The organism is Terrisphaera buseokensis (assembly GCF_047521145.2).
Classification (GTDB): domain Bacteria; phylum Verrucomicrobiota; class Verrucomicrobiia; order Opitutales; family Opitutaceae; genus ER46.
In genome coordinates this window covers 7,145,093-7,170,245 of record NZ_CM134186.1, presented here as the reverse complement: position 1 = coordinate 7,170,245, position 25,153 = coordinate 7,145,093, and the positions used below count along the sequence as shown (strand labels likewise).

17 protein-coding genes are annotated in these 25,153 nt (G+C 64.9%); 8 read left to right on the top strand and 9 right to left on the bottom strand.

What is annotated here, in order from left to right:
* Positions 1–245: 245 nt before the first annotated feature.
* Both ACLJEU_RS26960 and moaA read right to left on the bottom strand, forming a co-directional pair.
* Positions 246–953: a hypothetical protein gene (locus ACLJEU_RS26960; RefSeq protein ID WP_414662441.1), complete on the bottom strand. Its 708-nt coding sequence runs from the start codon at positions 951–953 to the stop codon at positions 246–248.
* Positions 954–971: 18 nt separating this feature from the next.
* A complete protein-coding gene (gene moaA / locus ACLJEU_RS26955) occupies positions 972–2,012 on the bottom strand; it encodes a GTP 3',8-cyclase MoaA (protein WP_414662440.1) in 1,041 nt (346 codons plus the stop codon).
* A gap of 67 nt (positions 2,013–2,079) precedes the next feature.
* Here moaA and ACLJEU_RS26950 point away from each other — a divergent pair, with 67 nt between their 5' ends.
* The 6 genes from ACLJEU_RS26950 to gndA all read left to right on the top strand — a co-directional run bounded on the left by ACLJEU_RS26950 (position 2,080) and on the right by gndA (position 6,628).
* Positions 2,080–3,288, top strand: a complete 1,209-nt coding sequence (locus ACLJEU_RS26950; protein ID WP_414662439.1) for a molybdopterin molybdotransferase MoeA — start codon at positions 2,080–2,082, stop codon at positions 3,286–3,288.
* Positions 3,289–3,329: 41 nt separating this feature from the next.
* Positions 3,330–3,803 carry a cyclic pyranopterin monophosphate synthase MoaC gene (gene moaC, locus ACLJEU_RS26945; protein WP_414662438.1) on the top strand — a complete coding sequence of 158 codons (474 nt, stop codon included), beginning with the start codon at positions 3,330–3,332 and terminating at the stop codon, positions 3,801–3,803.
* 13 nt (positions 3,804–3,816) lie between these two features.
* The gene (locus ACLJEU_RS26940) at positions 3,817–4,059 is read left to right on the top strand and encodes a MoaD/ThiS family protein (RefSeq protein ID WP_414662437.1); all 243 of its coding nucleotides are present in this window, start codon (positions 3,817–3,819) and stop codon (positions 4,057–4,059) included.
* A 19-nt stretch (positions 4,060–4,078) separates the two neighbouring features.
* The gene (locus ACLJEU_RS26935) at positions 4,079–4,525 is read left to right on the top strand and encodes a molybdenum cofactor biosynthesis protein MoaE (RefSeq protein WP_414662436.1); all 447 of its coding nucleotides are present in this window, start codon (positions 4,079–4,081) and stop codon (positions 4,523–4,525) included.
* A 190-nt stretch (positions 4,526–4,715) separates the two neighbouring features.
* Positions 4,716–5,018 carry a hypothetical protein gene (locus ACLJEU_RS26930; protein WP_414662435.1) on the top strand — a complete coding sequence of 101 codons (303 nt, stop codon included), beginning with the start codon at positions 4,716–4,718 and terminating at the stop codon, positions 5,016–5,018.
* 104 nt (positions 5,019–5,122) lie between these two features.
* Positions 5,123–6,628: an NADP-dependent phosphogluconate dehydrogenase gene (gene gndA, locus ACLJEU_RS26925; RefSeq protein WP_414662434.1), complete on the top strand. Its 1,506-nt coding sequence runs from the start codon at positions 5,123–5,125 to the stop codon at positions 6,626–6,628.
* Between the two features lie 81 nt (positions 6,629–6,709).
* On the opposite strand, the gene ACLJEU_RS26920 is transcribed toward gndA, so the two are convergent.
* Together ACLJEU_RS26920 and ACLJEU_RS26915 are read right to left on the bottom strand one after the other, a co-directional pair.
* Complete coding sequence (locus tag ACLJEU_RS26920; protein ID WP_414662433.1) at positions 6,710–9,937, bottom strand: TonB-dependent receptor domain-containing protein; 3,228 nt, start codon at positions 9,935–9,937, stop codon at positions 6,710–6,712.
* Between the two features lie 478 nt (positions 9,938–10,415).
* Positions 10,416–11,495: an N-acetylmuramoyl-L-alanine amidase gene (locus ACLJEU_RS26915; protein ID WP_414662432.1), complete on the bottom strand. Its 1,080-nt coding sequence runs from the start codon at positions 11,493–11,495 to the stop codon at positions 10,416–10,418.
* Positions 11,496–11,678: 183 nt separating this feature from the next.
* Between ACLJEU_RS26915 and ACLJEU_RS26910 the strand changes: the two genes are divergently transcribed.
* Positions 11,679–12,929, top strand: coding sequence for an exo-beta-N-acetylmuramidase NamZ family protein (locus ACLJEU_RS26910; protein ID WP_414662431.1), 1,251 nt, complete (start codon positions 11,679–11,681; stop codon positions 12,927–12,929).
* A 303-nt stretch (positions 12,930–13,232) separates the two neighbouring features.
* Here the strand turns inward: ACLJEU_RS26910 and ACLJEU_RS26905 are convergent, their stop codons facing one another.
* The 4 genes from ACLJEU_RS26905 to ACLJEU_RS26890 all read right to left on the bottom strand — a co-directional run bounded on the left by ACLJEU_RS26905 (position 13,233) and on the right by ACLJEU_RS26890 (position 22,809).
* A complete protein-coding gene (locus ACLJEU_RS26905; RefSeq protein ID WP_414662430.1) occupies positions 13,233–15,119 on the bottom strand; it encodes an MFS transporter in 1,887 nt (628 codons plus the stop codon).
* 2 nt (positions 15,120–15,121) lie between these two features.
* The gene (locus tag ACLJEU_RS26900) at positions 15,122–16,171 is read right to left on the bottom strand and encodes a glycoside hydrolase family 3 protein (RefSeq protein ID WP_414662429.1); all 1,050 of its coding nucleotides are present in this window, start codon (positions 16,169–16,171) and stop codon (positions 15,122–15,124) included.
* A gap of 93 nt (positions 16,172–16,264) precedes the next feature.
* On the bottom strand, positions 16,265–19,216 hold the full coding sequence (locus ACLJEU_RS26895) for an NTP transferase domain-containing protein (RefSeq protein ID WP_414662428.1): 2,952 nt from the start codon (positions 19,214–19,216) through the stop codon (positions 16,265–16,267).
* A 155-nt stretch (positions 19,217–19,371) separates the two neighbouring features.
* Positions 19,372–22,809 carry a TonB-dependent receptor plug domain-containing protein gene (locus ACLJEU_RS26890; protein WP_414662427.1) on the bottom strand — a complete coding sequence of 1,146 codons (3,438 nt, stop codon included), beginning with the start codon at positions 22,807–22,809 and terminating at the stop codon, positions 19,372–19,374.
* Between the two features lie 227 nt (positions 22,810–23,036).
* Here ACLJEU_RS26890 and ACLJEU_RS26885 point away from each other — a divergent pair, with 227 nt between their 5' ends.
* Positions 23,037–24,326 (top strand): MFS transporter, encoded by a 1,290-nt coding sequence (locus ACLJEU_RS26885; protein WP_414662426.1) that lies wholly within the window; start codon positions 23,037–23,039, stop codon positions 24,324–24,326.
* 13 nt (positions 24,327–24,339) lie between these two features.
* On the opposite strand, the gene nagB is transcribed toward ACLJEU_RS26885, so the two are convergent.
* Entirely contained in the window at positions 24,340–25,125 is a 786-nt protein-coding gene (nagB, locus tag ACLJEU_RS26880) for a glucosamine-6-phosphate deaminase (protein WP_414662425.1), read from the bottom strand.
* Between the last annotated feature and the right edge of the window lie 28 nt (positions 25,126–25,153).

Here is a 25,153-nt window from a genome sequence, read left to right as displayed (position 1 = left end):
TCTGGATCGATCGTGGCTACGAGCGCCAGCGAGTGGTCGTTCGGCCACTCGCTGGCGCTCGTAGCCTCGGCTAAAGTCCAAAGGCAAAGAGCGATTGGTATGAGATCGCGCGCGGGCAATTTAAGAAAAAGTGCAGTCGGTGATTGATGGTGGCGGGGTGCCCTCACTCCGCAGATCGCTTCTATCCTGCCAATTCGCGGGGTGAGGGCATCCCGCCACCATCGGCTCCCGTTCAACTGAAGCTGCTAGCGCGATTCGTTGGCAGCACCCAAGCGCAGCGTCATCGTCTGCAGCGTCGCGTTAACATCCTTGCCCTGGGTGCGCGTCGGCTCGGGAAAGAAAATGGTCCGGGTCGCGCCGTCGTAGACCGCCTTTTCCGAAAAGGCCTTTTCAAAGCCGTAGGTCTTCACGGCGGTCGGCTGCACGGTGATCACGAGATTGCCGCTGGCCTCGCAGCGTTTCACGTCGCTCAGCTTTAGATTCTCGCCGGCGCGCTCCACGACGACTTCGACCGTTGCGCGATCGCTGGTCAGGAGCACTTCGGGATTCTTCATCGTGAACTGGCGATGGATGTGCAGCAGCGACGTCGCGAGCGCGAAGTCGAAGCCGTCGCCGGTCAGCTGGTTGTCCGCCGTGGAAACAGCCATCCGGCCGCGACCGGTCAGCGTGCCCTTGCGATCATCCCAGACGGCTTCGTCGGTTGTCAGGGTCTGTACGACGACGTTCGGATCCTCCGTGGAGAAATAACGCACCTCGACCGCCCGCAGGACTTGGACACTGCCCTGCTTGGTGCCGTCTTTCGCGACCAGTCGGTGGGTGAGTTTGCCGGTGGCATCGAAGAAGGGCAGCGAGATGCCGGTCGCGGAGATTTCAACGGCCGCCGGCAGCGATCGCGGGCCCGCCACGGCGGCGAGCGTCAGACCGAGGAGAAGGCGAATACGTGGAGTGCGCACGGGCCACGGAGACACGGACTATCCACCGATGTAACTCATCTCAACCTTCGCGCGGGCTTCGCCGCTGGCCAGGACTTCCGCCCGTTCGTCGCTATAGCGATCCATGCGGCCCTGCCAGATCCGGCGCAGGAAGTGTTCGAGCTCCGCGTCCGTGGAACCGGGCGCGCGCGCGGCGCCGAGCACATCCCAGCCCAGCGAGGCAAAGAGGCAGGTGTAGAGTTTGCCGTCGGCCGACAACCGCGCCCGGTGGCAGTCACGGCAGAACGGCTCCGTCACGGAACTGATCAGGCCGATCTCACCGCGGCCGTCGCGGTAGCGATAGCGCGCCGCCACTTCGCCGCGATACGCGGGACCAATCGGCTCCAGCGGCCAGAGGGCGCCAATGCGTTCGACGATCTCGCGCGCGGGCACGACGCGCTCGCGCGCCCAGTGGTTGGTGTTGCCGACGTCCATGAACTCGATGAAACGCAGCGCATGGCCGCGCGCCCGAAAGTACTCGCACAGTGCAGGCAGCTCCGCGTCGTTCACCCCGCGTTGCACGACGCAGTTGATCTTCACCGGCAGGCCGAGCCCTGCGGCCGCATCGATGCCGCGCAGCACGCGGGAGACGTTGAAACCAAGGCCGTTGAGGCGGCCCGCGGTGGTGTCATCGAGGGAGTCGACCGACACGTTGACCCGATCCAGACCTGCGGCCCGGAGCGCCGGCGCGAGTTTCTCCAGCAGCCAACCGTTGGTGGTGAGCGCGACGTCCCGGATGCCGAGTTCCTTCAGTGCGCGGACGAGATCGGGCACGTCGGCGCGCAGCAACGGCTCGCCGCCCGTCAGGCGCACCTTCTCCACGCCCAGCGCGCGAAACGCCCGCACGATGCGCGTGAGCTCGGGGAGCGTCATCAGCTGGGGATCGCGCAGGAACGCGTGGCCCGGGCCGAAGATCTCCTTGGGCATGCAATACGGGCAGCGGAAATTGCATCGGTCCGTGACCGAGATCCGCAGATCGCGGAGGGGGCGCAGAAACTGGTCCTGGACGGAAGCGGTGGGCACGCGCCCGACAGTGGACACAGCGCCGGACTTTTTGCCAGTTTCTCCGTGCGCTCGGGATGCCGGCTGTGCTTTGTTTTACGGATAAATGCTTACCCCCGCCGAGGCTCAAAGGCTGATCCTTGAAAACGTTGCGCTCTTCCATCGGGAAGACTGTCCGCTGACCGCCGCGCACGGTCGCGTCCTGCGCACGGAAATCCGCGCGGATCGCGATCTGCCGCCGTTCGACCGTGTGACGATGGACGGGTTTGCGACGCGCGCGGCGTCACTCGCGGGCGGGACGCGGGTGCTGCGCGTGACGGGCCTCCAGGCCGCGGGCATGCGGGCGTTCAAGGTCGGCGCCGGAGCCGACGCGTGCGTCGAGGTGATGACGGGGGCGGTGATGGCCGAGGGCGCGGATTGCGTGATCCCGTACGAGGAGACGAAACGCGACGGCATGCTCGTCACGGTGAGCGAGGCGGCGGCAACGTTTACGGCGGGTCATGCCGTGCATCGTCGCGGCAGCGATCACGCGGCGGGCGAAGTCATGGTGCGGCCGGGCACACGACTTGGCGGTCGTGACATCGCGGTCGCGGCCGCCTGTGGTTACGGCAACCTGGTCGTCAGTCAGCTCCCGAGGATCGCCGTGGTGGCCACGGGCGACGAGCTCGTGGAAGTCGAGGCGGCGGTGGCGACGCATCAAGTCCGCCGCAGCAACGATCACGCGCTCCGGGCGGCGCTGATGACGGCGGGTTACCCGCAGGTCGCGCGGTTTCACCTGCGCGATGTGCGGCATGAGATCGAGCACCTGCTCTGGCACATCCTCGCCGAATTCGACGTGATGGTGATCTCGGGCGGCGTCTCGAAGGGGAAATTCGATTTTCTCCCCGAGGAACTCGATCGCCAGGGCGTGCGGAAGATCTTTCACGGCGTCGCGCAACGCCCGGGCAAACCCTTCTGGTTCGGCGTGAGCGCGAGACAGACGCCCGTTTTTGCGCTGCCGGGAAATCCCGTGTCCGCCTACACCTGCCTGCACCGTTACGTCCTGCCCGCCCTCGCTTACGCGAGTGGCCAGGGCGCGGCGCCGCTGCGGCCCGTGGCGCTGGGCAGCGCGGTCACGATCAAGCCGGCGCTTGCGCATTTCCTGCCGGTGCGGCTCGCGAGCGGCGAACGCGCGGAACTGCGCGCGATGCCGGATCCGACCAACACGTCGGGCGATTTTGCCGGCCTGCTCGGGACCGATGGTTTCGTGGAGCTGCCGGCCGGCCCGCAGACGTTTCCCGCGGGCACCGTGGTGCCGTTCTGGCCGTGGGTGTAATCGGAGTTGAGCCGCGTGCCGTCCGCGCCGAGAGTCAGCGCATGTTTTCGCATCTCGACGCGCAGAACCGGCCCTCGATGGTCAACGTGGGCGACAAGCCCGTGACCCGGCGTCGCGCGCACGCGGTGGCGATCGTGACGCTGCCGGACGCGCTGGCGGGACTGCTGCGCGACGGTGAAATCGCGACGAAGAAGGGCCCGATTTTTCAGACCGCGATCATCGCTGGCGTGATGGGCGCAAAAAAAACGGGCGAACTCATCCCGCTCTGCCATCCGCTCGCGCTCGACGACTGCCAGATCGAAGTCGTCCCCGATGTCGCGCGCGGCGAGATCGCGATTCACTGCCGCGTTGAGGTTCATGCGAAGACGGGCGTGGAAATGGAAGCGATGACGGGCGCGAGCATCGCCGCGCTGACCATTTACGACATGGCCAAGGCCGTGAGCCACGGGATCGTGATCAAAGAGGTCCGGCTGCTGGAAAAAACCGGCGGCAAGAGCGATTATCGCGCATCGTAACGCCTGCCCGCCGATGCTCACGCTGCACATCCAGTACTTTGCCATCCTCCGCGAACAGCGCGGACTCGCGCAGGAAACCCTGAAGACGTTGGCTGCCACGCCCGCCGCGCTCTACGACGAACTGCGTGCGCGGCACGCGTTCACCCTGACCGGCGATCGCATTCGCGCCGCGGTGAACGATACGTTCGTCGACGCTACGACGCCCTTGCGCGAGGGCGATCGCGTGGTGTTCATCCCGCCGGTGGCGGGCGGTTGAATCGCGACCGACTGCCGCCATGTTTAAAATCTCCGCCCAGGCCGTCGATGTGGCCGCGTTGCAGGCGACGCTCGACGATGCGCGCGCCGGCGCGTGCGTGACGTTCGAAGGCTGGGTGCGCGTGCGCAACGAGGGCCAGGCGGTCCACGCGCTCGAGTACGAGGCGTACGCCCCGCTGGCCGAGTCCGAGGGCGAACGCATCCTGGCCGAGGCGCGCGCGAAGTTTGAGATCGTGGCCGCGAGGGCCGTGCATCGCGTCGGTCACCTGCAGTTGGGTGAACTCGCCGTGTGGGTGGGCGTGACCGCGGAACATCGCGGCGCGGCGTTCGACGCGTGCCGCTACATCATCGACGAAGCCAAGGCTCGTCTGCCGATTTGGAAGAAAGAGCACTACGCCAGCGGCACCACCGCGTGGATCAACTGCGCCACGCGCGGCGAGCACGGCACGGCGTCGCCGTCACATTGACGGCTCGGGGCCCGTGGTCCGGGTGGGACAAGGGATCGCCTGGGACGGTTGAATGTCTGGGACCGCGACCGCCCTCGGTCGCATCCGATTGCAGCGACCGAGGGCGGTCGCGGTCCCACCGATCCATCCCAGGCAATCCCACGCCCGATTCCGGCTCGAAGTCGGCCGCAATTCGCATTTCATCGCGCCCATGACCTTCCTCGCCGCCGCGGCCAGCCCCAGCGTGTCGGAACGCCTCCACGAGATCCCGGCCGAATTCTGGACCAAGCTCGGCATCGGCATCCTCGGCCTCATCGTGCTGGTGGCCGTGCTCCGCAAGATCGCCAAGATTAACAAGGTCGTCCTGGGCGTGATCATCGTTCTCGTGGTGTCGTTCGTCGGCTTCAATTGGATCTACGAGCGCAACGAACCCAAGTGGGCGACGCCCGTCGTGAACTGGCTGGCCAATTATTTCCCGAGCAAGGGCAAGATCGCCGCACCCGGCGGACGCTGACCGAGCGGCGGGTCTGACGGACCGGCGCCTTTTTGGGGCGCGAAGTCAGAATGGGGTTGGTTTTCCAAGCGGTTCGGCTGAAGCTCGCCGTCCTCTTTTCCTCCATGGCAAAAACGCATTCCGACATCGGACTCATCGGGCTCGCCGTAATGGGTCAGAACCTTGCCCTCAATATCGCCGATCACGGCTTCCAGATCTCGGTGTACAACCGAACGACTGAGAAAACGGAGAAGTTCGTCGCCGAAAACCCGAACACTCCCGGCGGCCTCATCGGCGCCAAGACGCTGGAGGAGTTCGTCCAGTCCCTCGCCAAGCCGCGCAAGGTGATCATCCTCGTGCAGGCGGGCAAGGCGACCGACGCCGTCATCGACAGCCTCGTGCCGCTCTTCGAGAAGAACGACATCATCATCGACGGCGGCAATGCGCTGTGGACCGACACGATCCGTCGCGAAAAAACCCTCCGCGAAAAAGGCCTGCGCTTCATCGGCTCCGGCGTCTCCGGCGGTGAAGAAGGCGCGCGTTTCGGCCCGGCCCTCATGCCCGGCGGCGATCCCGCGGCCTACAAGGAACTCGAGCCCATCTGGAACGCCGTCGCCGCCAAGGTCGACGCAAAGACCGGCCGTCCGCTCACCGGTGCCGCCCCCGGCAAACCGATCGTCGGCGGCGTCCCGTGCGCCACCTACATCGGCGAGAACGGCGCGGGCCACTACGTGAAGATGGTCCACAACGGGATCGAGTACGGCGACATGCAGATGATCTGTGAGGCCTACGCGCTGATGCAGGGTCTGCTCGGCCTGAAGGCGAAGGAAATGGGCGACATCTTTTCCGAGTGGAACGCCGGCATGCTCGGCAGCTTCCTGATCGAAATCACCGCCGACATCCTGAAGCAGAAGGACCCGATGTCCAAGAAGGCCTTCGTCGACATCGTCCTCGACACCGCCGGCCAGAAGGGCACGGGCAAATGGACCTCCGTCAACGCGCTCGATATGGGCGTACCCGCCCCGACGATCGCCGAGTCGGTCTTCGCCCGCTGCATCAGCGCGGTGAAGGAAGAACGAGTCGCCGCCTCTAAGATCCTGAAGGGGCCGAAAAAGAAGTACCGCGGCTCCAAGAAGGCCCTCATCGCCGCGATTCACGACGCCCTCTACTGCTCGAAGATCTGCTCGTACGCGCAGGGTTTTCAGCTGATGCGCGAGGCGCAGAAGGAATACAAGTGGAAGCTCAACTTCGGCGAGATCGCGCAGATCTGGCGGGGCGGTTGCATCATTCGCGCCGTGTTCCTGCAGAAGATCACCGAGGCCTACGCGCGCAAGCCCGACCTCGCGAATCTCCTGCTCGATCCGTATTTCAACAAGACCGTGCAGAAGGCGCAGGAGAACTGGCGCAAGGTCGTCGCGCTCGCCGCCGAGTGTGGCGTCGCCTCGCCGACGTTCTCATCCGCCCTCGCCTACTACGACAGTTACCGCTCGGCCCGCCTGCCGGCGAACCTGCTGCAGGGCCAGCGCGACTACTTCGGCGCGCACACCTACGAGCGCACCGATCAGCCCCGTGGCAAGTTCTACCACATCGACTGGCCGGAGCCCACGCGCCCGCAGCTCGAGATCAAGTAAGCGCGGCCGCCGCGCTTCGGATCCCCTCCCTTCCAAGGGCTCGCTTCGGCGGGCCCTTTTTCTTTGGCCGTTTCGCTCTGCTCAGAATGAGCCGGTGATGCCGGCGGTGTACGTGACGCCCAAGTTGTTCGCGATGTGAAACGTGCTCCACTCGGGCGCGTTCTGGACGTCGCGCCGGCGGAGCTTCTGGGCGTCGGTGATGTTGCGCCCCGACACGAAGAGCTTCGCCCAGCGCGTCACGCCGTACTCGGCGCCGAAATCAACCGTGGTGTACGCCGGATAGTAACGGTGACCCTCGAAGCCCGCGGCGTCATCGCGCTGGCGATACACCTTCCCGTTCTCGATCACGCCGATGTTGCCGCTGAACTTGCCCCGGCGAAACGCCACCGACGCTTTGATCTGCCGCTGGTAGAAGTTCTGGAAATCGGTGCCGATGTTGCCGCCGGCATAATTGAACTTCGAGAGATTGTTGTAGTTGAAGCTGCCGGTGAACGTGAACCCGCGCGCGAACTCGGGCACGAACGGATTCAGCAGCTGGCGCACTTCAAATTCCGCGCCGTCGATGCGGCCAACGCCGTCATTGATCCACGTCGTCGATTGGAAATTGAGAAACGTCGGCTCGAGATCGAGCAGGTCGAGCTTCTCGCGCGTATCGAGCAGGATGTTACGCTGGACCTGGACGTTCTCGATGTTCTTGCGAAACGCGCCCGCGCTGATGACGCCACCCTGCCGGCTGTAGTATTCGAGATGCGTCTCGAAGTTGTCGGCCGTCCACGGCTGGAGATTCGGATTGGGCCGGTTGACCGTGCCCTGCGCGATGCCGGCATACGTGCCCGTGGTGACGGGATTCAGATCGAGCGTGGAACTTGGAATCACCGAGCGGCCAAAACGGTTCTTCGCCTGCGTCTTCGCATACCCGGTGCGGAGAATCAGGTTCTCGGTCAGGTTGTAGTTGAGCTGCAGACTCGGAAACCAGCCGTCGTTGCCACCCTCGCCGCTCGCCCCCTTGCGCACGTAGCGCTGAATGGCGGCTTGCACCGGATCGGTGATGCCCGCGACGGCGCGCGTGCCGCGATCGAGGACGCCGCGACCACTGGCCTCGGCCTTCTCATAGCGCACGCCGCCGATGTAGCTCAGACGATTCCGGAAGAACGCGCCGGTGAACTCGAGGAATCCCGCCGTGGTCTGCTCGTCGATCTGGTACGGCTCCGTGGTGGAGAAACGGTGCGACTCCGCGTCGCGATACTGGAACCACGTCGGGTTCGCTTTGTACAAGTCGTAGAGCCGGCGCAGGCTGATGCGCGGCACCGCGGGCGCGCCGTAATAGGTGTCGCGGGACGGCGTGACATTGACTGCGGCAATCTGGGCCGCGTTGTCGTCCGCGGTGCCGGCCACGCCATCGCGACCGACGAACGTCCACAGTCGCGCGTCGTAAGCCTGCACGTTCCGAAACTGATCGTTGTAGTCGAAACCGAGCCGCACGTTGAAGGGATTGCGCGTGCGGAAACTGTGCTTCGCCCAGAGCCGCGTCGCCGCGATGCTTTCTCGCGTGCGCGCCTGGCGGGAAACGGCGCCGCCGACATTGATGTTGTTCAGATCCTGCCAGTTCACCTCGGGCCCGGGGGTCGTGGCTCCCGCGGTGTGGGCATAGGCGCGGATGTCGTGCGACATCTTGTAGTCGCGCTGCAGCAGATTGACGGTCACGGCGCGGGGATTGGCCGAGCCGGTGCCGATGCCGGTGTTGGGCAGCGTGCTGCCGTTCATCGTCGTGCTCTGGAAGAAGCCGTCATCGACGTCGCTGAACGTGTGCTTGGAGGTTGAATACGAGCCGCGGCCGGCCACGGTCCAGTTGCCCTTGCGCCACTCGCCCTCGATGGCATTCGTGATCACCGGCTTGATGCCGTTGCGCCAGCCCTCGCGCAGATCGTAGCGGATCGTGCCGGCGCCGAGGCCGCCGTAGGTCGCGTAGCTGCCGTCGGCCGTGAGGCCGTTCGTGCCCGGTGCGCCGAGGACGGAATTGAGATTGGTGTTGGCCTGGTTGCCCGTGGCCCAGGTGAAACGGACTTCATCGCCTGCGCGTTCCTGATAGCGGCTGCCGCTGAGTGAGTACGACATCTTCAGCTCCCGGAACGGTCGCCAGTCGAATTTGATCGAGGCGCTGTCCGTGATGTCCTGCTTCGGATTGTCGTGCAGCAGGTCGGTGCCGAGTTGCGGATTGTAGACGCTGACCGTGGTGAGGGGCTGGTTCGCCGCAACGCGTGCCGCGGCTGAGGCGGCCTGCGCGGCCGTGCCGTAGTTCCAGGTGGGAGACGACCAGTGCACGCGGGCGAGCACGTCGTTGTGACTGAGCGTGACGGCGTAACCAAAGGTCTTGGACAACGGGTCCGTCCACGTGAGCTTGAAGTTCGGCCTCCAGCCATTGATGCGCGAGTCCCGGATGCCGGGACGATCGCCGAAGGAAAAGTCCGAGGCGTCCGTCGTGAACAACACGTTGTAGGTGAGCCGGCGCTTGTCGGCCTCGAACGCGGAACGGCGCACGAGGTTGATCGAACCGCCGAGGGCGTTCGCGCTGTCCTCGGGCGTGCGCAGCTTGCGCACCTCGACGCGGGCGATGTCGGCGGCGGACGATCCGAGCATCTCGAAGTTGCGATCGCGGCCGGTCGAGGACGCGGAGGCGATGGGCATGCCGTCGAACGCGATCTCGGTGCTCGCGGCGTCGAGCCCGCGCACGCTGACGCCGGTGATGTTGTTGGCAAAATATTCCACGCTGACCCCGGGCAGCCACTTCATCAATTCACCGGGATTGCTGTCGGGAATGGTGCCGAACTGATCCGCGCTCACGACGCTCTTCTGGCCGAGCGCCATGCGTTGTTCGTTGACCGCGATTGCGGCGGCGTCGGTCTCACGCGTGGATTGGACCTTGAAGGCGTCGAGCATCACGGTGCCGCTGTCGCCGAACCGCGCGCGGCTGGTGAGCTTGAAGTCCTGTTGGATCGTCTGGCCGGAGACTGCCGTGACGAGCGCCTCCGCTTCGTCGAGACCGGTGAAGAAGACGCGCAGCGTGGCCGCACCGGGCGGGACGTTGGTGAGGCGGTACGTGCCGCTCTCGTCGGTCTGCGTGACGAGGTTCGTGCCCTTGATGGCCACGCGGGCGTTATTGAGCGAGTCACCCGTGACGCGATGTTGCACCCGACCCTCGATGGTGGACGGCGCCCCGGCGGTTTGTGCGCCCAGCGGGAGGGAAGAGAAAACGACGGCGATGCCGGGCAGGAAGCACCGGGCAAGGGCCCGGCAGGCAATGAAACGCATGAGGAGTACGGAGGGTAAGGGGTGGTGTCGGTTGACGCCGACGGGGAGCGACACAGGCGTTGAGTGCGCCCGATCGCAGGACAAGCGCAAGGTCAGTTAAGCCGTTAAATAAAATCCGGGTCGGCGAGCGAAGAATAGCGTCATCACGTTCTCGCTTCGCTGGCCGGCACAAATAGTACTGTCCGACAACGGCGGCTGTTGGCGGGCGTCACCTTGTGGCCGACAGCCACGCTGACTGGGCGCGGGCCGTGGCGAAAGCGGAGGGCGTCGCGTTTGTCGATTTGCACGAAATCATCGCGCGCCGTTAGGACGAGCTCGGACCGGAGAAGGTGAATCCGTTTTTTGCCGACGAACGCACCCACACGAGCGCAGCTGGGGGGAGTTCAACGCCGCATGTGTGCTGACGGGCCTCAAAGCGCTGCCGGAGAATCCTGTCGCGCCTTACCTGCGTCCCGGTATCTGATCGTGCTGCCCGAGTTCAATCGGCGGTTGGCGCCGACGGCGCAGGAACCGGTAGCGGCAAAGGCGCGGGCGCGCCCGGCTTGAGTTCCGGCAGTTTCAACAACCGACGCGCCCCGCCGATCACGCGGTCCCAATCGAAGGCCGGGCCCGGATCGATCTTGTTGGCTTGGATGTGAAAATGGCCGAGGACGCCGCTGTAGGCCTTGAGCGCGTCGTCGGGCAGTTTGTTCACGATGAGTTTTCCGTCGGCATCACGCGGGTAGTCGCATGTCAGCTTGGGAAACACCTTGCAGAGCGCGGCGGTCAGTTTCGTGAGCGCGGCGTATTGCTGCGGCGTAAGATCGTACTGCAGCAGATCCGTTCCCTGCACCGTGCCCCGCACGAGGTCCGGTCGCGCGGGCCGGCCGACGAAGTCCTTGGTGTAGATCATCGGATCGCCGAGGCGCTCGGGGACCCGGATGAAGGGGCGGCCATCAGCGTCGCGGGCATACCAGTCATCGAGCGCCTTGTGCGCGCCGGGCGGATACGCGCCCATGTTGGCGATCTCGATTCCAACCGAGCGGGTGTTCGAGGACGTCGCGTGCCAGGCCCGCTCCTTGAGATCCATCGTCTGGTAGATGGTGCCGTCGATATCGATCATGAAGTGCACGCTGAGCCCGCGTAGGTCGTGGAGAATCTTGAAGCACTGCTTGCTGATGCCCGCGACGTCGTAGTGCATCACGAATTGATCGACGACTTTGCGGAGTGTCGGCAGATCCCAGCCGCCCCCGCGTACGCGTTGCAGTTCCTCGGGCGTCAGCGGATCCGCCCGCACACTGTAGCGGTTGGGCGTGCGCAAATCCTTCACCGCCTCCTTCGTCTTCTCCCAGCCGCTCTCCTCCCACGGACTGAAGCGGCGTTCCACGCGGTAACCATCGTAGCCGCGCGGATCCATCCACGTGACGATGCGGGTGCCGGTGTGAAACAACTGCCCGGCCACGATGATCTCGTCACCCTTGCGCGGCACGAAGGTGAGCGGGCGGTGGAAGCAGCCGGCGAGAACGAGGAGGCCGGAGGCCACGACAGCCCAGCGAAGCGAACGGGTGAACAGTCTCATGGAGGGAACGGGCTCTCACCCCATCGCATTCTCCGGGTGGGCTCAACCGCGAATGCCGGCGGCGCGTTGGGTGGGCGGAGGGGCGCACCTCGTGCGCGCCCGCGGGCGTGGACGAGCCACGCCCGTACAGGGGTGTTCCAATTCCGCTGGCGTCGCGCCGCGCCGGCGACCGATAGTGGGCGCATGTGTTCTCCCCTGCCCCGTCTTTTCGCCGGTGTTTGGTTCCTGCTGGCGCTGGCTGGGTTCATGGCACGCGGGGCCGAGCAGCGCATCATGTTGGGCAACGAAGTCCTCGCCGCGGGTGGCTTCAAGGAACTGGCGGGCAAACGCGTCGGGCTGATCACGAATCCGTCCGGTGTGAATAACCGCCTGACGTCGACCATCGACGTTCTCCGCGCCGCGGCGGGCGTCAAACTCGTGGCGCTGTTCGGGCCGGAGCACGGCATCTACGGCGATGTGCCAGCAGGCGACAAGATCGAGAGCCGCACCGATCCGCGCACCGGCCTGCCGGTCCACTCGCTTTATGGCGCGACGCGCAAGCCGACGCCCGCGATGCTCAAGGGCCTCAACGCCGTGGTCTACGATCTGCAGGACACCGGCAGCAGGTCCTACACATTTGTCAGCACGATGGGTCTGGCGATGGAGGCCTGCGCCGAGGCTGGCGTCGAATTCATCGTACTCGATCGCCCGAATCCACTCGGCGGTCTGCGGGTGGAAGGGCCCATGCTGGTTGAGAAGTTTCGTTCGTTCGTGAGCCAGTGGGATGTGCCCTACGTGTACGGCCTGACGTGCGGCGAACTGGCGCGCATGATCAATGACCGCGGCTGGATCAAGAAACGCTGCAAGCTCACCGTCGTGCCCATGCGCGGCTGGAAACGCTCCATGGTGTGGAGCGACACCAATCTGCCCTGGGTGCCGGCGTCTCCGCATGTGCCGCACGGTGAGTCGCCGTTGTTCCAGGTGGCGACCGGGATGCTCGGCGAGATCGGCGGCGTGAGTATCGGCATCGGTTATACGCTGCCGTTCCAAACCGTGGCGGCGCCCAACGTGAGCCCGCAGGCGCTGGCGGCACGGCTCAACGCCTACGGCCTGCCCGGCGTGCATTTCCGGCCGCTGACCTACAAGCCGTACTACGCGGCGTTCAAGGACGAGGTCATCGGCGGTGTGCAATTGCACTTCACCGATCCGGCGCGTGCGCCACTGACGGCGATCAATTACTATGCGCTCGAGGCCTTCAAGGCCGTGTCGGGCCGCGACGTGTTTGCCGAGGCGCCGAAGGCGAACAAGAAGTTCGACATGTTCGACAAGGTGAACGGCACCGACGCCACGCGACTCGCGCTGCAGTCCGGCAAGTCCGCGGCCGCGATCGTGGCCGCGTGGAGGGCGGGCGAGGACAAGTTTCGGAAGGAGCGGGAAAAGTATCTGCTCTATTGATACCAATCGCCCTTTGCCTTTGGACTTTAGCCGTGGCTACGAGCGCCAGCGAGTGGCCGAACGACCACTCGCTGGCGCTCGTAGCCACGATCGATCCAGAAGTCCAAAAGCAAGGAGCGATTGGTATGAGTGCGAGCCGTCCGTGATCCGGAACGCGACTGGCCGGACGTGAACGGTAGGGCCCGTTGCCCGCGAGTTGGGCTGATAACGCGGTGAATTCCCTTATCTGCCTTTTCGACGCGATCCGCGGTTAAGTTCTGCCGAAATTCGCCCCGATTCGCGTCATTCGCGGGCGGCCTTTCGCTAGGCTGCGGCCGCTGGAGTCTTTTTTCCGAACGCCGGATCCGGCCGGATCAGCGCGGTGACGATGAAGCCGGGAATGGTCGCGATCATGACCCAGACGAAGAAGTGCTGGTAACCGATGATCTCCTGGACCCAGCCGGTGAACATCCCGGGAATCATCATGCCGAGCGCCATGAAGCCGGTGCAAATCGCATAGTGGGCGGTCTGGTGCTCACCCTGCGCCACGTAAAGCATGTAGATCATGTACGCGGCGAAGCCAAAACCGTAGCCGAATTGCTCGATGGCGACGCACACATTCACGATCACGAACTGATCGGGAGCGGCGTAGGCCAGATAAACGTAGACAAGGTTGGGGACGTTGATCGCCGCCACCATGGTCGGCAGCCAGTACTTGAGTCCGTTCCGCGCCGCGAGGAAGCCGCCGAGCAGTCCGCCCAAGGTGAGCGCCACCACGCCGACGGTCCCGTAGACAAAGCCCACGGCGCTCGTTGACAGGCCGAGCCCGCCTGCTTCTCGCCCGTCGAGCAGGAATAGCGACGCGATCTTCACCAACTGCGCCTCGGCGAAACGATAGAGCAGCAGGAAGGCGAGGGACCGCAGAATGTATGGCTTCCGGAAAAACGATCCGAACGTACCGAAGAAGTCAGCGATCGGATTACGGCCCGGTCCGGCCGCCGGCGGCGTGTCGGCCGCAGGTTTGGGCAGGAACAACCGGTGGTGGAGACAGAACGCGAGGAAGAGCCCGCCGAGCGTGTAAAACGTGATCGACCAGGCGAGCGGGATGTTGCCGGCGCGTGCGACGAAGCGGGCTTCCGTCGCGGCGGAGTTCTTCACGTCGAGCTGCACGACGACCATCATGGGCTTGTTCCAGTTGGACGGCGTGAAGACGAAGCGTTCACCCTCGAGCAGCTTCACGCCCTTGTCGCCGGAGTCGCGGTTGAGGTTGACCACGACGTCCTTCTCCGGCGCGGCGGACAGCGCGACGAGGAAGACGCCCGCCTGACCGGCGAGGTCAGACCTGTTGCCTCCGGCCCCCTTGGCACCGAAGCGGGTGCGCAGTTGCCGCTCGAGCGGGCCAGACACGGTGCGGCTCCACCACGACGGTTCGACCGCGGAGCCGCCGCTGGCGCCGGCGGAGGATTTCGCGGTGGGCTGCGGAACCAGTCCGGCCGCCTGATTCCAGGCGCGGGCGCGGTTCACCAGATCGGTCACCTCGCCCGTTGTGGCCGGTTTCGGGTCGAGCGTCAGCGAGGACGGTGTGCTGACGAGGCGAATCGGGCCGCCGCCAGTGGTGGTTGGAAGCGCGGAGGGATCAGCGGCCGGCGTTGTCGTCGCGCCAGGCACGGCGTGGAGGGGCAACTCCAACGCGGGCAGACCGGTGCGCGTTTCTATCGCGCCCGCGAGCATGATCAGAACGCCCTGCCCGGCGATCATCGCCAGTCGGTAGAACGTGCTGCGCACGCCGACAAACCACGCCTGATCATGCTTGTTCAACGCGAGCATGTAGAATCCGTCGGCGGCGATGTCGTGTGTCGCCGAGGCGAATGCGAGCAGCCAGAAGAGACCGAGCGTGACCTTGAAAAATGCCGGCCCGGGAATGGTCAGGGCGACACAGCCCAGCGCGGCGCCGACGAGCAGCTGCATCACGACGATCCACTGGCGCTTGGTGCCGAGCAGTTCCACGATGGGACTCCACAGCGGCTTGATGACCCACGGGAGGTACAGCCAGCTCGTATAGAGCGCGATGTCCGCGTTGGAGATGCCCAGTCGCTTGTAGAGGATGACCGCCATCGTCATGACGACGACGTACGGGATGCCCTGCGCGAAATACAGCGACGGAATCCACGCCCAGGCGCTGCGGGTGGTCGCGTTCGGAGCGGTATCCACGATCAGGAGACCAAGCCCGCCTTGCGCTTCAGGGCGACGACCCGATCGTACGATTCATCGATCCGTCGCGGCAGGACCCGGCCGGATTCGACGGCGCGAACGAGGATGTCACAGGCCTTCCCGGCGATGGTGGGATCGTAACTCAGGTTGTTGCCGAAGCAGAGCACGTCGACGCCCGCGGCGATCGCGTCCGGCACGCTGTTCTCCAGTCCATACTGGCTGGAAATCGCCTTCATCTCCATGTCGTCGCTGCACACCACGCCGTTGAATCCCAGCCGGCCCCGCAGGAGACCGGTGATGACTTCCTTGGAGAGGGTCGCGGGCCGCCGGGGATCGAGGCGCCCATTGAAAACATGCGCGCTCATGATCATGTCGCACAGCCCGTCCGCGATCAGCCGCTGAAACGGAATCAGCTCCCGCTCGCGCCAGGTCTGGGTGACGTCGACCAGGCCCAGATGCGTGTCGGCGGTGGCGCTGCCGTGGCCGGGAAAGTGTTTCGCACAGGTCATCACGTGATGGGCGCGATGGGCCCGCACGAACTCCGCGGCGTGACGCGCCACCACCTCGGGATCGCTCGAGAAGGAACGACCCTTGCCCTTGATGATCGGATTGTCCGGGTGGGCGTCGAGATCGACGACGGGAGCCAGATTCAGATTCAGACCGAGCGCCGAGAGCGTCTGCGCAATGACCTCGGAGTGCCGGTAGGTTTCCGCGGCGTCATCGACGCGGCCCAGTTCCTCGTGCGAAAAACTTTCCGGAAAACCGTACACCGGCTTCAGCCGGTTCACGCGACCGCCCTCCTGATCGATGGCGGTCAGTAGCGGGATAGCGGCCTGTGCCTGGAGGTGGCGGACGAGTTCGCGCACCTGGTCCGGTGACTCGATGTTGCGGCGCGGGAGCGAGCGGTCGGCCATTTCCTGGTCGAAGAGAATAATGCCGCCGAGATGGTGCTCGCGGATGTCGCGGGCGATCGAACCGCACTCGGACGGACGGCAGCCGCGGAATCCCACCATGAGCAGCTGGCCGACTTTTTCTCTGAGGGAGGGTGTCACAGGCGAAAGGCGTGGCGCGGTAAACGGCCACGATGGAGCGCCCGTTGTCCGCGAACAATCGCAAACGTGGCCCGGTCGCGACGAAAACGCCGCCTACGGTTTCGCCGCGCGTTTGAGGCGTTGCAGCAGCTGATCGATGGTGTCGTAGCGATGCAACCTGACGCCCACGGCACCGCCGCCGGGGTGGATTTCCACGAAGTCGGGTTCCGGCGCGAGGCCGAAGCGGCGATAGAAGGCGGCGCGGAGAAACTGTTTCACGTCGGCCGCCGCGGCTTTCTGTGTGTCCACGTGCACCTGGAAGAAATCGCCCTGCCCCGCGGCGTTGACGCGCACGGCCACGGCCTCGCCGCCAAACGCTCGCTTCAGCATAGCTTCGGTGAAATCGATCAACGCGAGACCGCGGAAGAAACTCGCCCCTTGGAACCGGTGAAAATCCGGCGGCGTGGCCGCGGTCAGCGACGCGTCGCCGAGGCCGCGTTGGTAATCGAAGGGAGTGGCCCCCACTTTCTCCAGCCAGCGATCCAGCAGCGCGGGACCGGAGAGCCCGCGTTCCCACTCGAGCGGCGATTCGAGCGTGGCCTGGTCCGGCAGGCGCGCGGGATCGATGTCGACCGATCTATCGCCACGCTGCGACCACGTGACGGAGGCGATCCATTCCTCGGGATGGTGAATGAGATGAAAATTCCGCGCCACCTCGGCGAACAAGTAACCCACGATGGCCCGGAGCGGCACGCCGGTTTCCTCGACGACCTTTCCCTCCGGCGTAGTCCGGCGCAGCAGGGGATCACGCCAGCCGGTGAATAACGACGCGAGCGTGGCATCGGCCTTCTGCGTGGCGGCCTGCGCGTCGAGTCCGGTGCTCTCGATCAGCTGGGCGAGATACCACGCGCGGTTGTCGGCCAGCTTCTGGCGCAGCTCCTCGCGCGTGGCGAGCAGCGGCAGCTGGCGCAGCACGCCCGCAATCCAGCTCCGGCTTTCCAGGTTGAGGGCGCCGTCCTGCACGAGGTCGTCCTCGATGCACTTGAAGAAATCGGTTTCGAGGGGAAGCCGGATGAGCAGCGCCGCGATTTCCGCGGCCTTGCCGGTGAGCTTGCGCATTTCCCCCGTGGTGGGAGCGGCGGACGCGGAATTCTCGGCGTACGCGCCCCACGACCATTTCCATGCCTCGCGATCCCGCTCGATGCTGTAGGGAAAGATGACCTGGAACCTGTCCGCGGGAACCGGATACGTGCCGATGATCCGGAAATTCTCCCGTGGGTTGGAAGAGATGAGCGTGCCGCACTCCGCGCGACCCTTCTGCTCGGTGGCCTGATCGAGCGAGCCGGCGCGCACCCCTGTGCCGTATTCCGCCTGACACGCCAGGTGCACGAGCAAATCCGGCGGGATGCCGAGACCGAACAGCGCGTTGATCGCGTTCTTCGTGGCGACGGTGACCGCCGATGAACTCGAGAACCCGCCCTTCGGCACGTTGCCCGTGGTCACGATGCGCAGGCCTTGGAAGCCGTCGCGACCCAGATGCAGCTGCACTTCGGCACCGAGCCGGCCCTTGCGCAGCGTGCGCAGCGAAGCGATCGCATTGCCGACGAGCGAGAACGGCCGGCGCATGTTGCTCGTGACCCACAGCGTCGCGGGCGGGAGCGGTTGGCCCTTGTCGCGACGGTGCTGGAGTTCCTCGTCGGTGAAATAGCCGAGCGCGAGCAGCAGGCTTTCGCTCATGCGGGTGCCGAATTCCTCGTAGGTGTTCCAGTCCGAGATCTCCGCGCCCGGATACATCAGCGAGGTGTCGGTCCCGACCGAATTCACGTTCTCGCGAAACTTCGGATTGGTGGGAAACAGATGGATCTGCTGGTCGCCCGCGCTCTGCGTGAGCAACACGATCTGTTCATCGCCCTCTGCGCTGCCCGCGCCGATCGGCATCTGCCACGCGGGACCGAAGAAGCGGCCCATGTCCGGGTGCATGAACGCGATTCGGAAACGGCCGCCGGAGATGCCGAGCGAGACGGGCTGATCGGGCTTGAAGCCGAGTTTCTCATTCGTCGCGGCGGCGACGAGCTCCTCGATCTGGCGCGTGATGGCTGCGACCTGGACGGCGGGTCGGTCGGCGATGATGGCGCGCGCGGCGGTTTCAACATCCGAGCCGCCGGAAAACAGAATCTGATCGGACGAGGCCACGACGCTTTCCAACAACGCGAGATCGGTCGGGCGCGTGACGTCCGAGCACAGCAGGTCGTATTCAGGATCCGCCACCGTGATGGTCACGGTCCGGATGTCACCGGTCTCCGCGTGGATGGCTGCGACGATGTCGGTGAGATAATATTGTTCCTGCGCGTTGGCGTTGGTGAGCGCCTGCAGGTGACGATGCAGCGCGGCGGCTCGAATCACGTACAGCGGGCAGTTGCCCTCCGTCAGTTCCTGCAGCTGGTGCCGGGTGGTGGCGTCGTTCACGGCCTCGATGTCGCGCTGCTCGATGATGGTCGTGACCCGACCGTTCGGACCGCGGACGACGCGGCCTTTGCCCTGATTCTTCGGCGCTTCGTATTCCGCCGTGAGCATCGTGAGGTCGGCCTCGCGTCGGCCGGCGCGATGGGTTTCGCAGAGACGCCGGTAGACGGAAGGAGTGACGATCCGATCTCCCATCGTGATCACGAGGAGTGGATTCGCTTCGACGAGGCCTGGAACACTGAACGCCTCGAACGCGGCGAAGGCCGTGCCGCCCGCGGGATTGTCGGAGCGGACGTAGATGTTGTCGGCACCGAGAGCGGCAGCGACTTCGTCGTGGCGATAGCCGACGAGGCAGATCACCGGTGAGGGTGAGAAGCGGCGAAAGGCTTCGACCGAGTGCCGCGCGAGCGGCGTGCCGTGCACCAGCTGGATGCATTTCGGCGCCTGGCCGAAGCGGGTGCCCTTGCCGGCGGCGAGGATGACGAGAACCGGGGCTCCCGCGGTGATTCCACCATGCAGATCCGTGGCGGCGGCGTTGAGGATTTTGTTGCGATCCGGTTTCGCGGCGGTGGCAAGCCGGGCGATTCCGCCCTGTGAAATCATGCGGTCATTCACAGAAACATGGCTGGGTATCGCCAGTTTTTTCGGGCGGCGCGTGGATTTCACGAGTTGTTATCAAGCCGCCGGATGTAACAAAAAACCGGAGTCGCGGCGTGGGCCGCGATCTCCGGTTGAGCGGGTCTCCGTCGTGGACTTACTCAGAACTCAAACGTGTTCGTGATCGTCCATTTGTTGGGCTGTGGGATGCGCGCGCTGGCGACCTGGCCGTTGGGCTGGGCGGAGACGGCAATCAGATCTTCGCCGCCGAAGATGTCGCGTACGTTGAGCTGCACACGCCAGCCGATCTTGTCGTTGAAAATCTTCCGGCCGTAACGGAGCCAGAAGTCGTAGTTGATTTCGTCGCTCCCGTAGTAGGGCTTGGATACATCGTAAACCCAGGCGCCGGCTTCGTTCTGCTTCGCGGGGAAGCCGATCGCGACCTTGTCCTGCCAGCGGGCGGCGCCACCGACGCTCCAGCCTTTCAGTTTGCCGGAACGGAAATCGTAATTGGTGACGACATTGAAACGCCACCGCCGCAGTTCCTGCACGGGCGATCCGTTGGCCGCGAGGGCGTTCAGGTAGGGCACGTACATGTTGAGGATCGCGAGATTCCCGAGTTGGGATGTGCCGAAGGAATTGAAGTACGTGATGTCCTCGAGTCCTTCCATGTCGCGAATGTTCGTCGCGAGGCGGCCGTTGCCGTCGGTCCAGAGCGGCAGGTTCTTCTTGATGAACTCGGTGAAGTCGGCGCCGACATTGGACTTTCGGGCCTCCTGCATCGCGGCGTTGTACGTGATGCGCCACGACTTCGTCGGGTTAAACGTCCCTTCGAACTCCCAGCCTTCGGAGACGGTGTCGGCGACGTTGCCAACATTGGGCGGGCGGGTGGCGCTCCACGTGCCGCCGTTGGCCGCCTGCGTGAAATTCCAACTGGAGGCGAGCAACGGATCCACGGGCCGCAGCCACTCCTCGCGCGTGCGTTGCGTGAACCACGTGTTGCGGAAGGTCGTCTCGGCCGCCGTGAGTGCCGGGTTGAGATTGGCGGCTTGGGCGGGGTTGGTCAGGCCGGCGCGCAGCGGCAGGTAGCGGGGATCGTTCGGGCTGAAGCCGAACCATTTGTTGATCACGACTTCGCTGACGTTCGACTGGCGCATGCCGTTCATGGCGCGGACGACGTCGTTGCCGGGCCAGAAGGTGTTGTAGAACGTTGCGCTGTCGTTCGCCTGCGTCGTGCGGTAGCGGTTGACGCGGAGGACGAACTTCTGGTCGAGCGCGGAGATAGTGATGCCGGTGTCCTTGGTCTTGCCGGAAGGAGGACTGAACGGGCGGCCGTAGACATCGGCAATCGTCGACGATGGCCGGAAGTTCTGTGCTTGGTTGTAGGATACGCTGAAGTCCGTGCCGCGGGGCAGCCAGCGTTTCACGAAGCCGGGGGCGTGCAGCACGCCGCTCCAGCTCAGAGTGGAGTCCTTGGCGTAGATCGTCGGGGTGGCGGGGAGCGTCCACGCGGGATTGTACGGATCGGTTTCGCCGGTGACGGAGGCGAGACGCGCGGGGCCGGCGTCGCGCAGATCGAATTCATCCTCACGCCAGCCGACGAGACCGACCAGTTTGTCGGAAAAAAGGTAGCCCTGCCAGACCGCGGACTTGCTCTTGGTGGTGTTCAGGTTTTTCGAGGCGCCGGAGTAGAGTTTGCTGATGTCGCGTTCGCTGGCGCTGATGGTCGTCACGGGCACGCGGACCATCTGGTTGGTGCGGGCGTCAAAGAGCAGCGCGGTGCCGCTAGCCTGCGGCGTGTGCACGGCAGTGATGCCGGCGATGTTGGCGCCTGCGGGCGAGTTCAGGCCGGCAATCGATCCGCCGAGGTAGTGCACGGCCGCATACGCCGGATACGTGGTTGCGGTCGGGTTGTTGGCGTAGACGTTGGCCTCGAGACCGTACGAGTAGCCATTGATGCTGCGGTTGAAGCTGCTGCTTTCCTGATCCGTGTACGTGCCCGTGAACGTGTGGCGGCCGAGGTGGCGGAGCAGGCCGTCCTTCTTGCGCAGATCGAGTGTCGCGTAGACCGTGGCGCGTTTGGCCTCGCGCTTGGATTCGACGAAGTTGTTGCCGATCGAGTCGGACGCGACGTAGGGGCGGCCGAAGTTCGGATTGGGTGCGCCGTCGACGAGCTTGCTGTTGATGTCCACGAACAGCGTGTAGGCGTCGAAGCCGAACATGCCGAAGTTGTCGCGGTTGTGCGTCTGCCGATCGTAGGCGAGTTCGAAGCCGACGAGATCGCGGAAGAACGTCTGGCGGAAGGTCGCGTTGAGCGCGCGGAAATCGGACGCTTCGCGCTTGTTGGGGCCGTCGAGCAGCGTGTCGTAGAAGTTGAAGGTGGAGGGATCGCGGAGCTCCTGGTAGCGCCAGAGCCCGGCGAAGGCCTGGCCCGCGGGTGCGAATTGCTGGTTCAGAAAGAAATTCGGATTGTTGCCCTGCGCGGCGTAGGCTCCGACGGCGTACATCGACGTGAAGGGCACGCCGCCGCGACTGATCATGAAGGGTGGCACGCCGTTGCCGCCCTGCGTGGCGCTCGCGGGATCGGTGAACACGGCACCGATCTGGCCAAACCAGCGGCCCGGGGCGCCGAGATGCGCGAAGAGAAAGGGATTGTTCGTGACGGACGTCGGGACGGTCGGATCGATGGCTACTTTGTTCAACACGCTGTACCACGCGGTGAGACCGTCCTGCGGGGGCGTCGGTCGCGGGCGGTTCGACGTCGTCTTGCCGCCTTCGTAGTTCACTTGGAACTGGGTGAGGCCGGTCTTGATCAGGCGCGGCTCCCATTTGATGGACGTGTAGATGCGGCGATCATCCTCGTATGCGGGCTTCTGCCGGTATTTGTCCGACTTGTTCAAGCCGATGACGCGGACGCCGAGGATGCCTTTCGCGATCGACTGGTTTACGTCGAGGATTTCGCGGTGCGAATCGAAGCGGCCCCAGGTTTGCTGAAACGAGTAGGCGTTTTTGTTGAGGTTCGCGGACTTCAGCTGGTTGTTGATGATGCCGGCGGGACTGCCGAGGCCGAAGAGAATGGCGTTGGCGCCGCGCGAGATGTCGACGCGCTCGGTGTTGTACGAATCCATCGGGATGTTCGTCAGAAAGAAATCCCGCGTGAGATCGGCGCCGGCGAGACCGCGCACGCGCGTCGAGTTTTGTGGATTCTGCAGCGTGCTCTCGGCGCTGGAAAAACGATTGCCGGTGTCGACGCCGGAGAAGTTACCCTCGAAGCCGCCGGCCTCGGTGTTGGTGGTGTAGACGAGCAGATCACGGACGTTGGTCGACGCGGTGTCCGCCATGAATTGCGCGGTGACGACGGAGATCGCGGCACCTACGTCGCGCAGGTCGGTGCGCAGACGCGTGCCGGCCAGGGTGGACGTGGCGGCATAGCCGCGGTCTTCGGATTCCTCGACCACGAAGGGTGACAGCGTGATCGTTTCATCGGGCAGCGGCACGGTTGGGCGCGGGGCCGGCGCGACCGTCTGGGCCGAAAGCGACTGCGTGAGCAGCGTGAGGAGTACAACCGTGGTGAGGCTGGAACGGATCGGGGTTTGCATGAAAATGTCAGCGAAGAACAGGAGGGATCGTCCGCTAGGTACCTGCAGACGGAACGGGGATCGTTTGTAACGGCGCGTCTCTGATAGGCCAGCGTGCTCTTCTGTTCGGCGCAAAGCGAAGGCACGGAGTTTGTGGTGACTCCAGCTGTGCCGGGCGAAATTTCCGCTTGCTGCGGGCGCAGCGGCTTGCGGCGGGCGTCGGCGTGATCAGTTTCGGGACTTCACCCATGTCCGCTCCGTCACCGCTTTCGACGTCACGTCTGCACTACGCCTGGATCGTGGCGGCGGTGACCTTCGCCACGCTGTTGGTGGCGGCGGGAGCGCGGGCTGCGCCGGGAGTGATGCTGCTGCCGTTCGGCAATGAATTTCAATGGAGCCGGGCCACGGTGTCATCGATCGTGTCGATCAACATTTTTCTGTACGGCTTGATTGGTCCGTTTGCCGCGGCGCTGTATCAGCGTTTTGGACTCCGGCGTTCGATGACGGTGGCGCTGGGATTGATCAGCGCGGGCTATGGGTTGTCGATGGGTGCGACGCAGTACTGGCAGTTTGTCGTGCTGTGGGGCGGCGTGGTGGGCGCGGGCTCCGGCATGGCGGCGACGGTGCTCGGGGCGGCGGTGGCGAATCGCTGGTTCACGTCGAGGCGCGGCTTGGTCATGGGTGTGCTGACGGCGAGCACGGCGACGGGACAGCTGGTGTTTCTGCCTTCGCTTGCGACCGCAGTGTCGGAGCGCGGCTGGCGGGCGGCGCCGCTGATCGTGGCGCTGGCGACGGCGGCGGTGATGCCGGTGATCTGGTTGCTGATGCGCGATGATCCCCGCGACGTGGGCCGGCGACCCTATGGTGAGGAGGGCGCGCCGGATGCCATGAAAATGGGAGCGGGTATCCAGCCGGGAAACCCGGCGGCGCGGGCCGTGGCCGTGCTGGTGGAGGCGGTGAAAGTCCGCGACTTCTGGCTGCTCGCTGGATCCTTCTTTGTCTGTGGCGCGAGCACCAATGGATTGATCGGCACACACCTGATCCCGGCGGCGTTTGACTGCGGCATTCCCGAAGTGCGGACCGCCGGACTGCTCGCCTTGATGGGACTCTTCGACCTCGTCGGCACGACGGCCTCGGGGTGGCTGAGCGACCGCTACAACTGTCGGTACCTGCTCTTTGGATACTACGGCCTGCGCGGCCTGTCGCTGTTGTTTCTGCCGCAGGCGCTCGTCGGTCCGGTGGCCGGGCTTGGACTCTTCGCGGTGTTCTACGGACTCGACTGGATCGCAACGGTGCCGCCGACGGTGCGGTTGACGGCGGAGGTGTTCGGCCGCGAGAAGGCCAGCATCGTTTTCGGCTGGGTGGTGGCGTCGCACCAAGTCGGCGCGGCGTTCGCGGCCTTTACGGCGGGAGCGTTGCGCACGACCTTCGGCAGCTATGCGCCCGCGTTCATCGGGGCGGGCGCGCTGTGTTTGCTGGCGGCGCTGGCCGTGCTGCCCATTGCGCGGCGGCCGGTGGCAGTGACCGCGACGGTCTGACCGCCGCGATCGGTCAACCGTGGCGCTGCCACTCGAACTTGTGCTTGTCGATCCAGCGGTAGTGGTCGGCGTAGTGCAGGCCGGCGGCGGACGTTTCGTCGAGGATGACCGTGGCGCGGGGATGCAGTTGCAGCGCCGAGCCCGGGCAGATGGCGGAGAGCGGGCCCTCGATCATATGTTCGACGGCGCGCACTTTGGACGGACCAAAGGCAAGAAGGAGGCAGCGCCGGGCGTCGAGGATGGTGCCGATGCCCATCGTGATGGCGTGCTTCGGCATGGCGTCGATCGAACCGAACACCTCGCTGTTATCCTTCAGTGTCTGCTCGGAGAGAATCTTGATCCAGGTGCGCGAGCGCAGCGAGCCGGTGGGCTCGTTGAAGCCGATGTGGCCGTTGCGGCCGAGACCGAGCAGCTGGATATCGATGCCGCCGGCGTCGGTGATGCGCGTTTCGTAGGAGCGGCATTCCGCGTGCAGGTCAGCCGCGATGCCGTTCGGGACGTGGGTGCGCTTCACGTCGATGTTGATATGCCGGAACAGATTTTCCTGCATGAAATACCGGTAGGACTGCTCGTGGGTCGGCGGCAGACCGACATACTCATCGAGGTTGAATGTCGTGACGCGGCTGAAATCGAGGCCCTCGCTTTTGTGCAGGCGAATCAACTCCTGGTAGAGCCGCAGAGGTGTGCGGCCCGTGGCGAGCCCAAGGACGGCGTTGGGCTTTTCGCGCACAACGCTGGCAATGATTTTGGCGCCGAGCACGCAACCGATCTCGGCAGAATCGCGAATGAGGACTTCCATGGGGAGCGCAGAGCGTGGGTGAACGAAA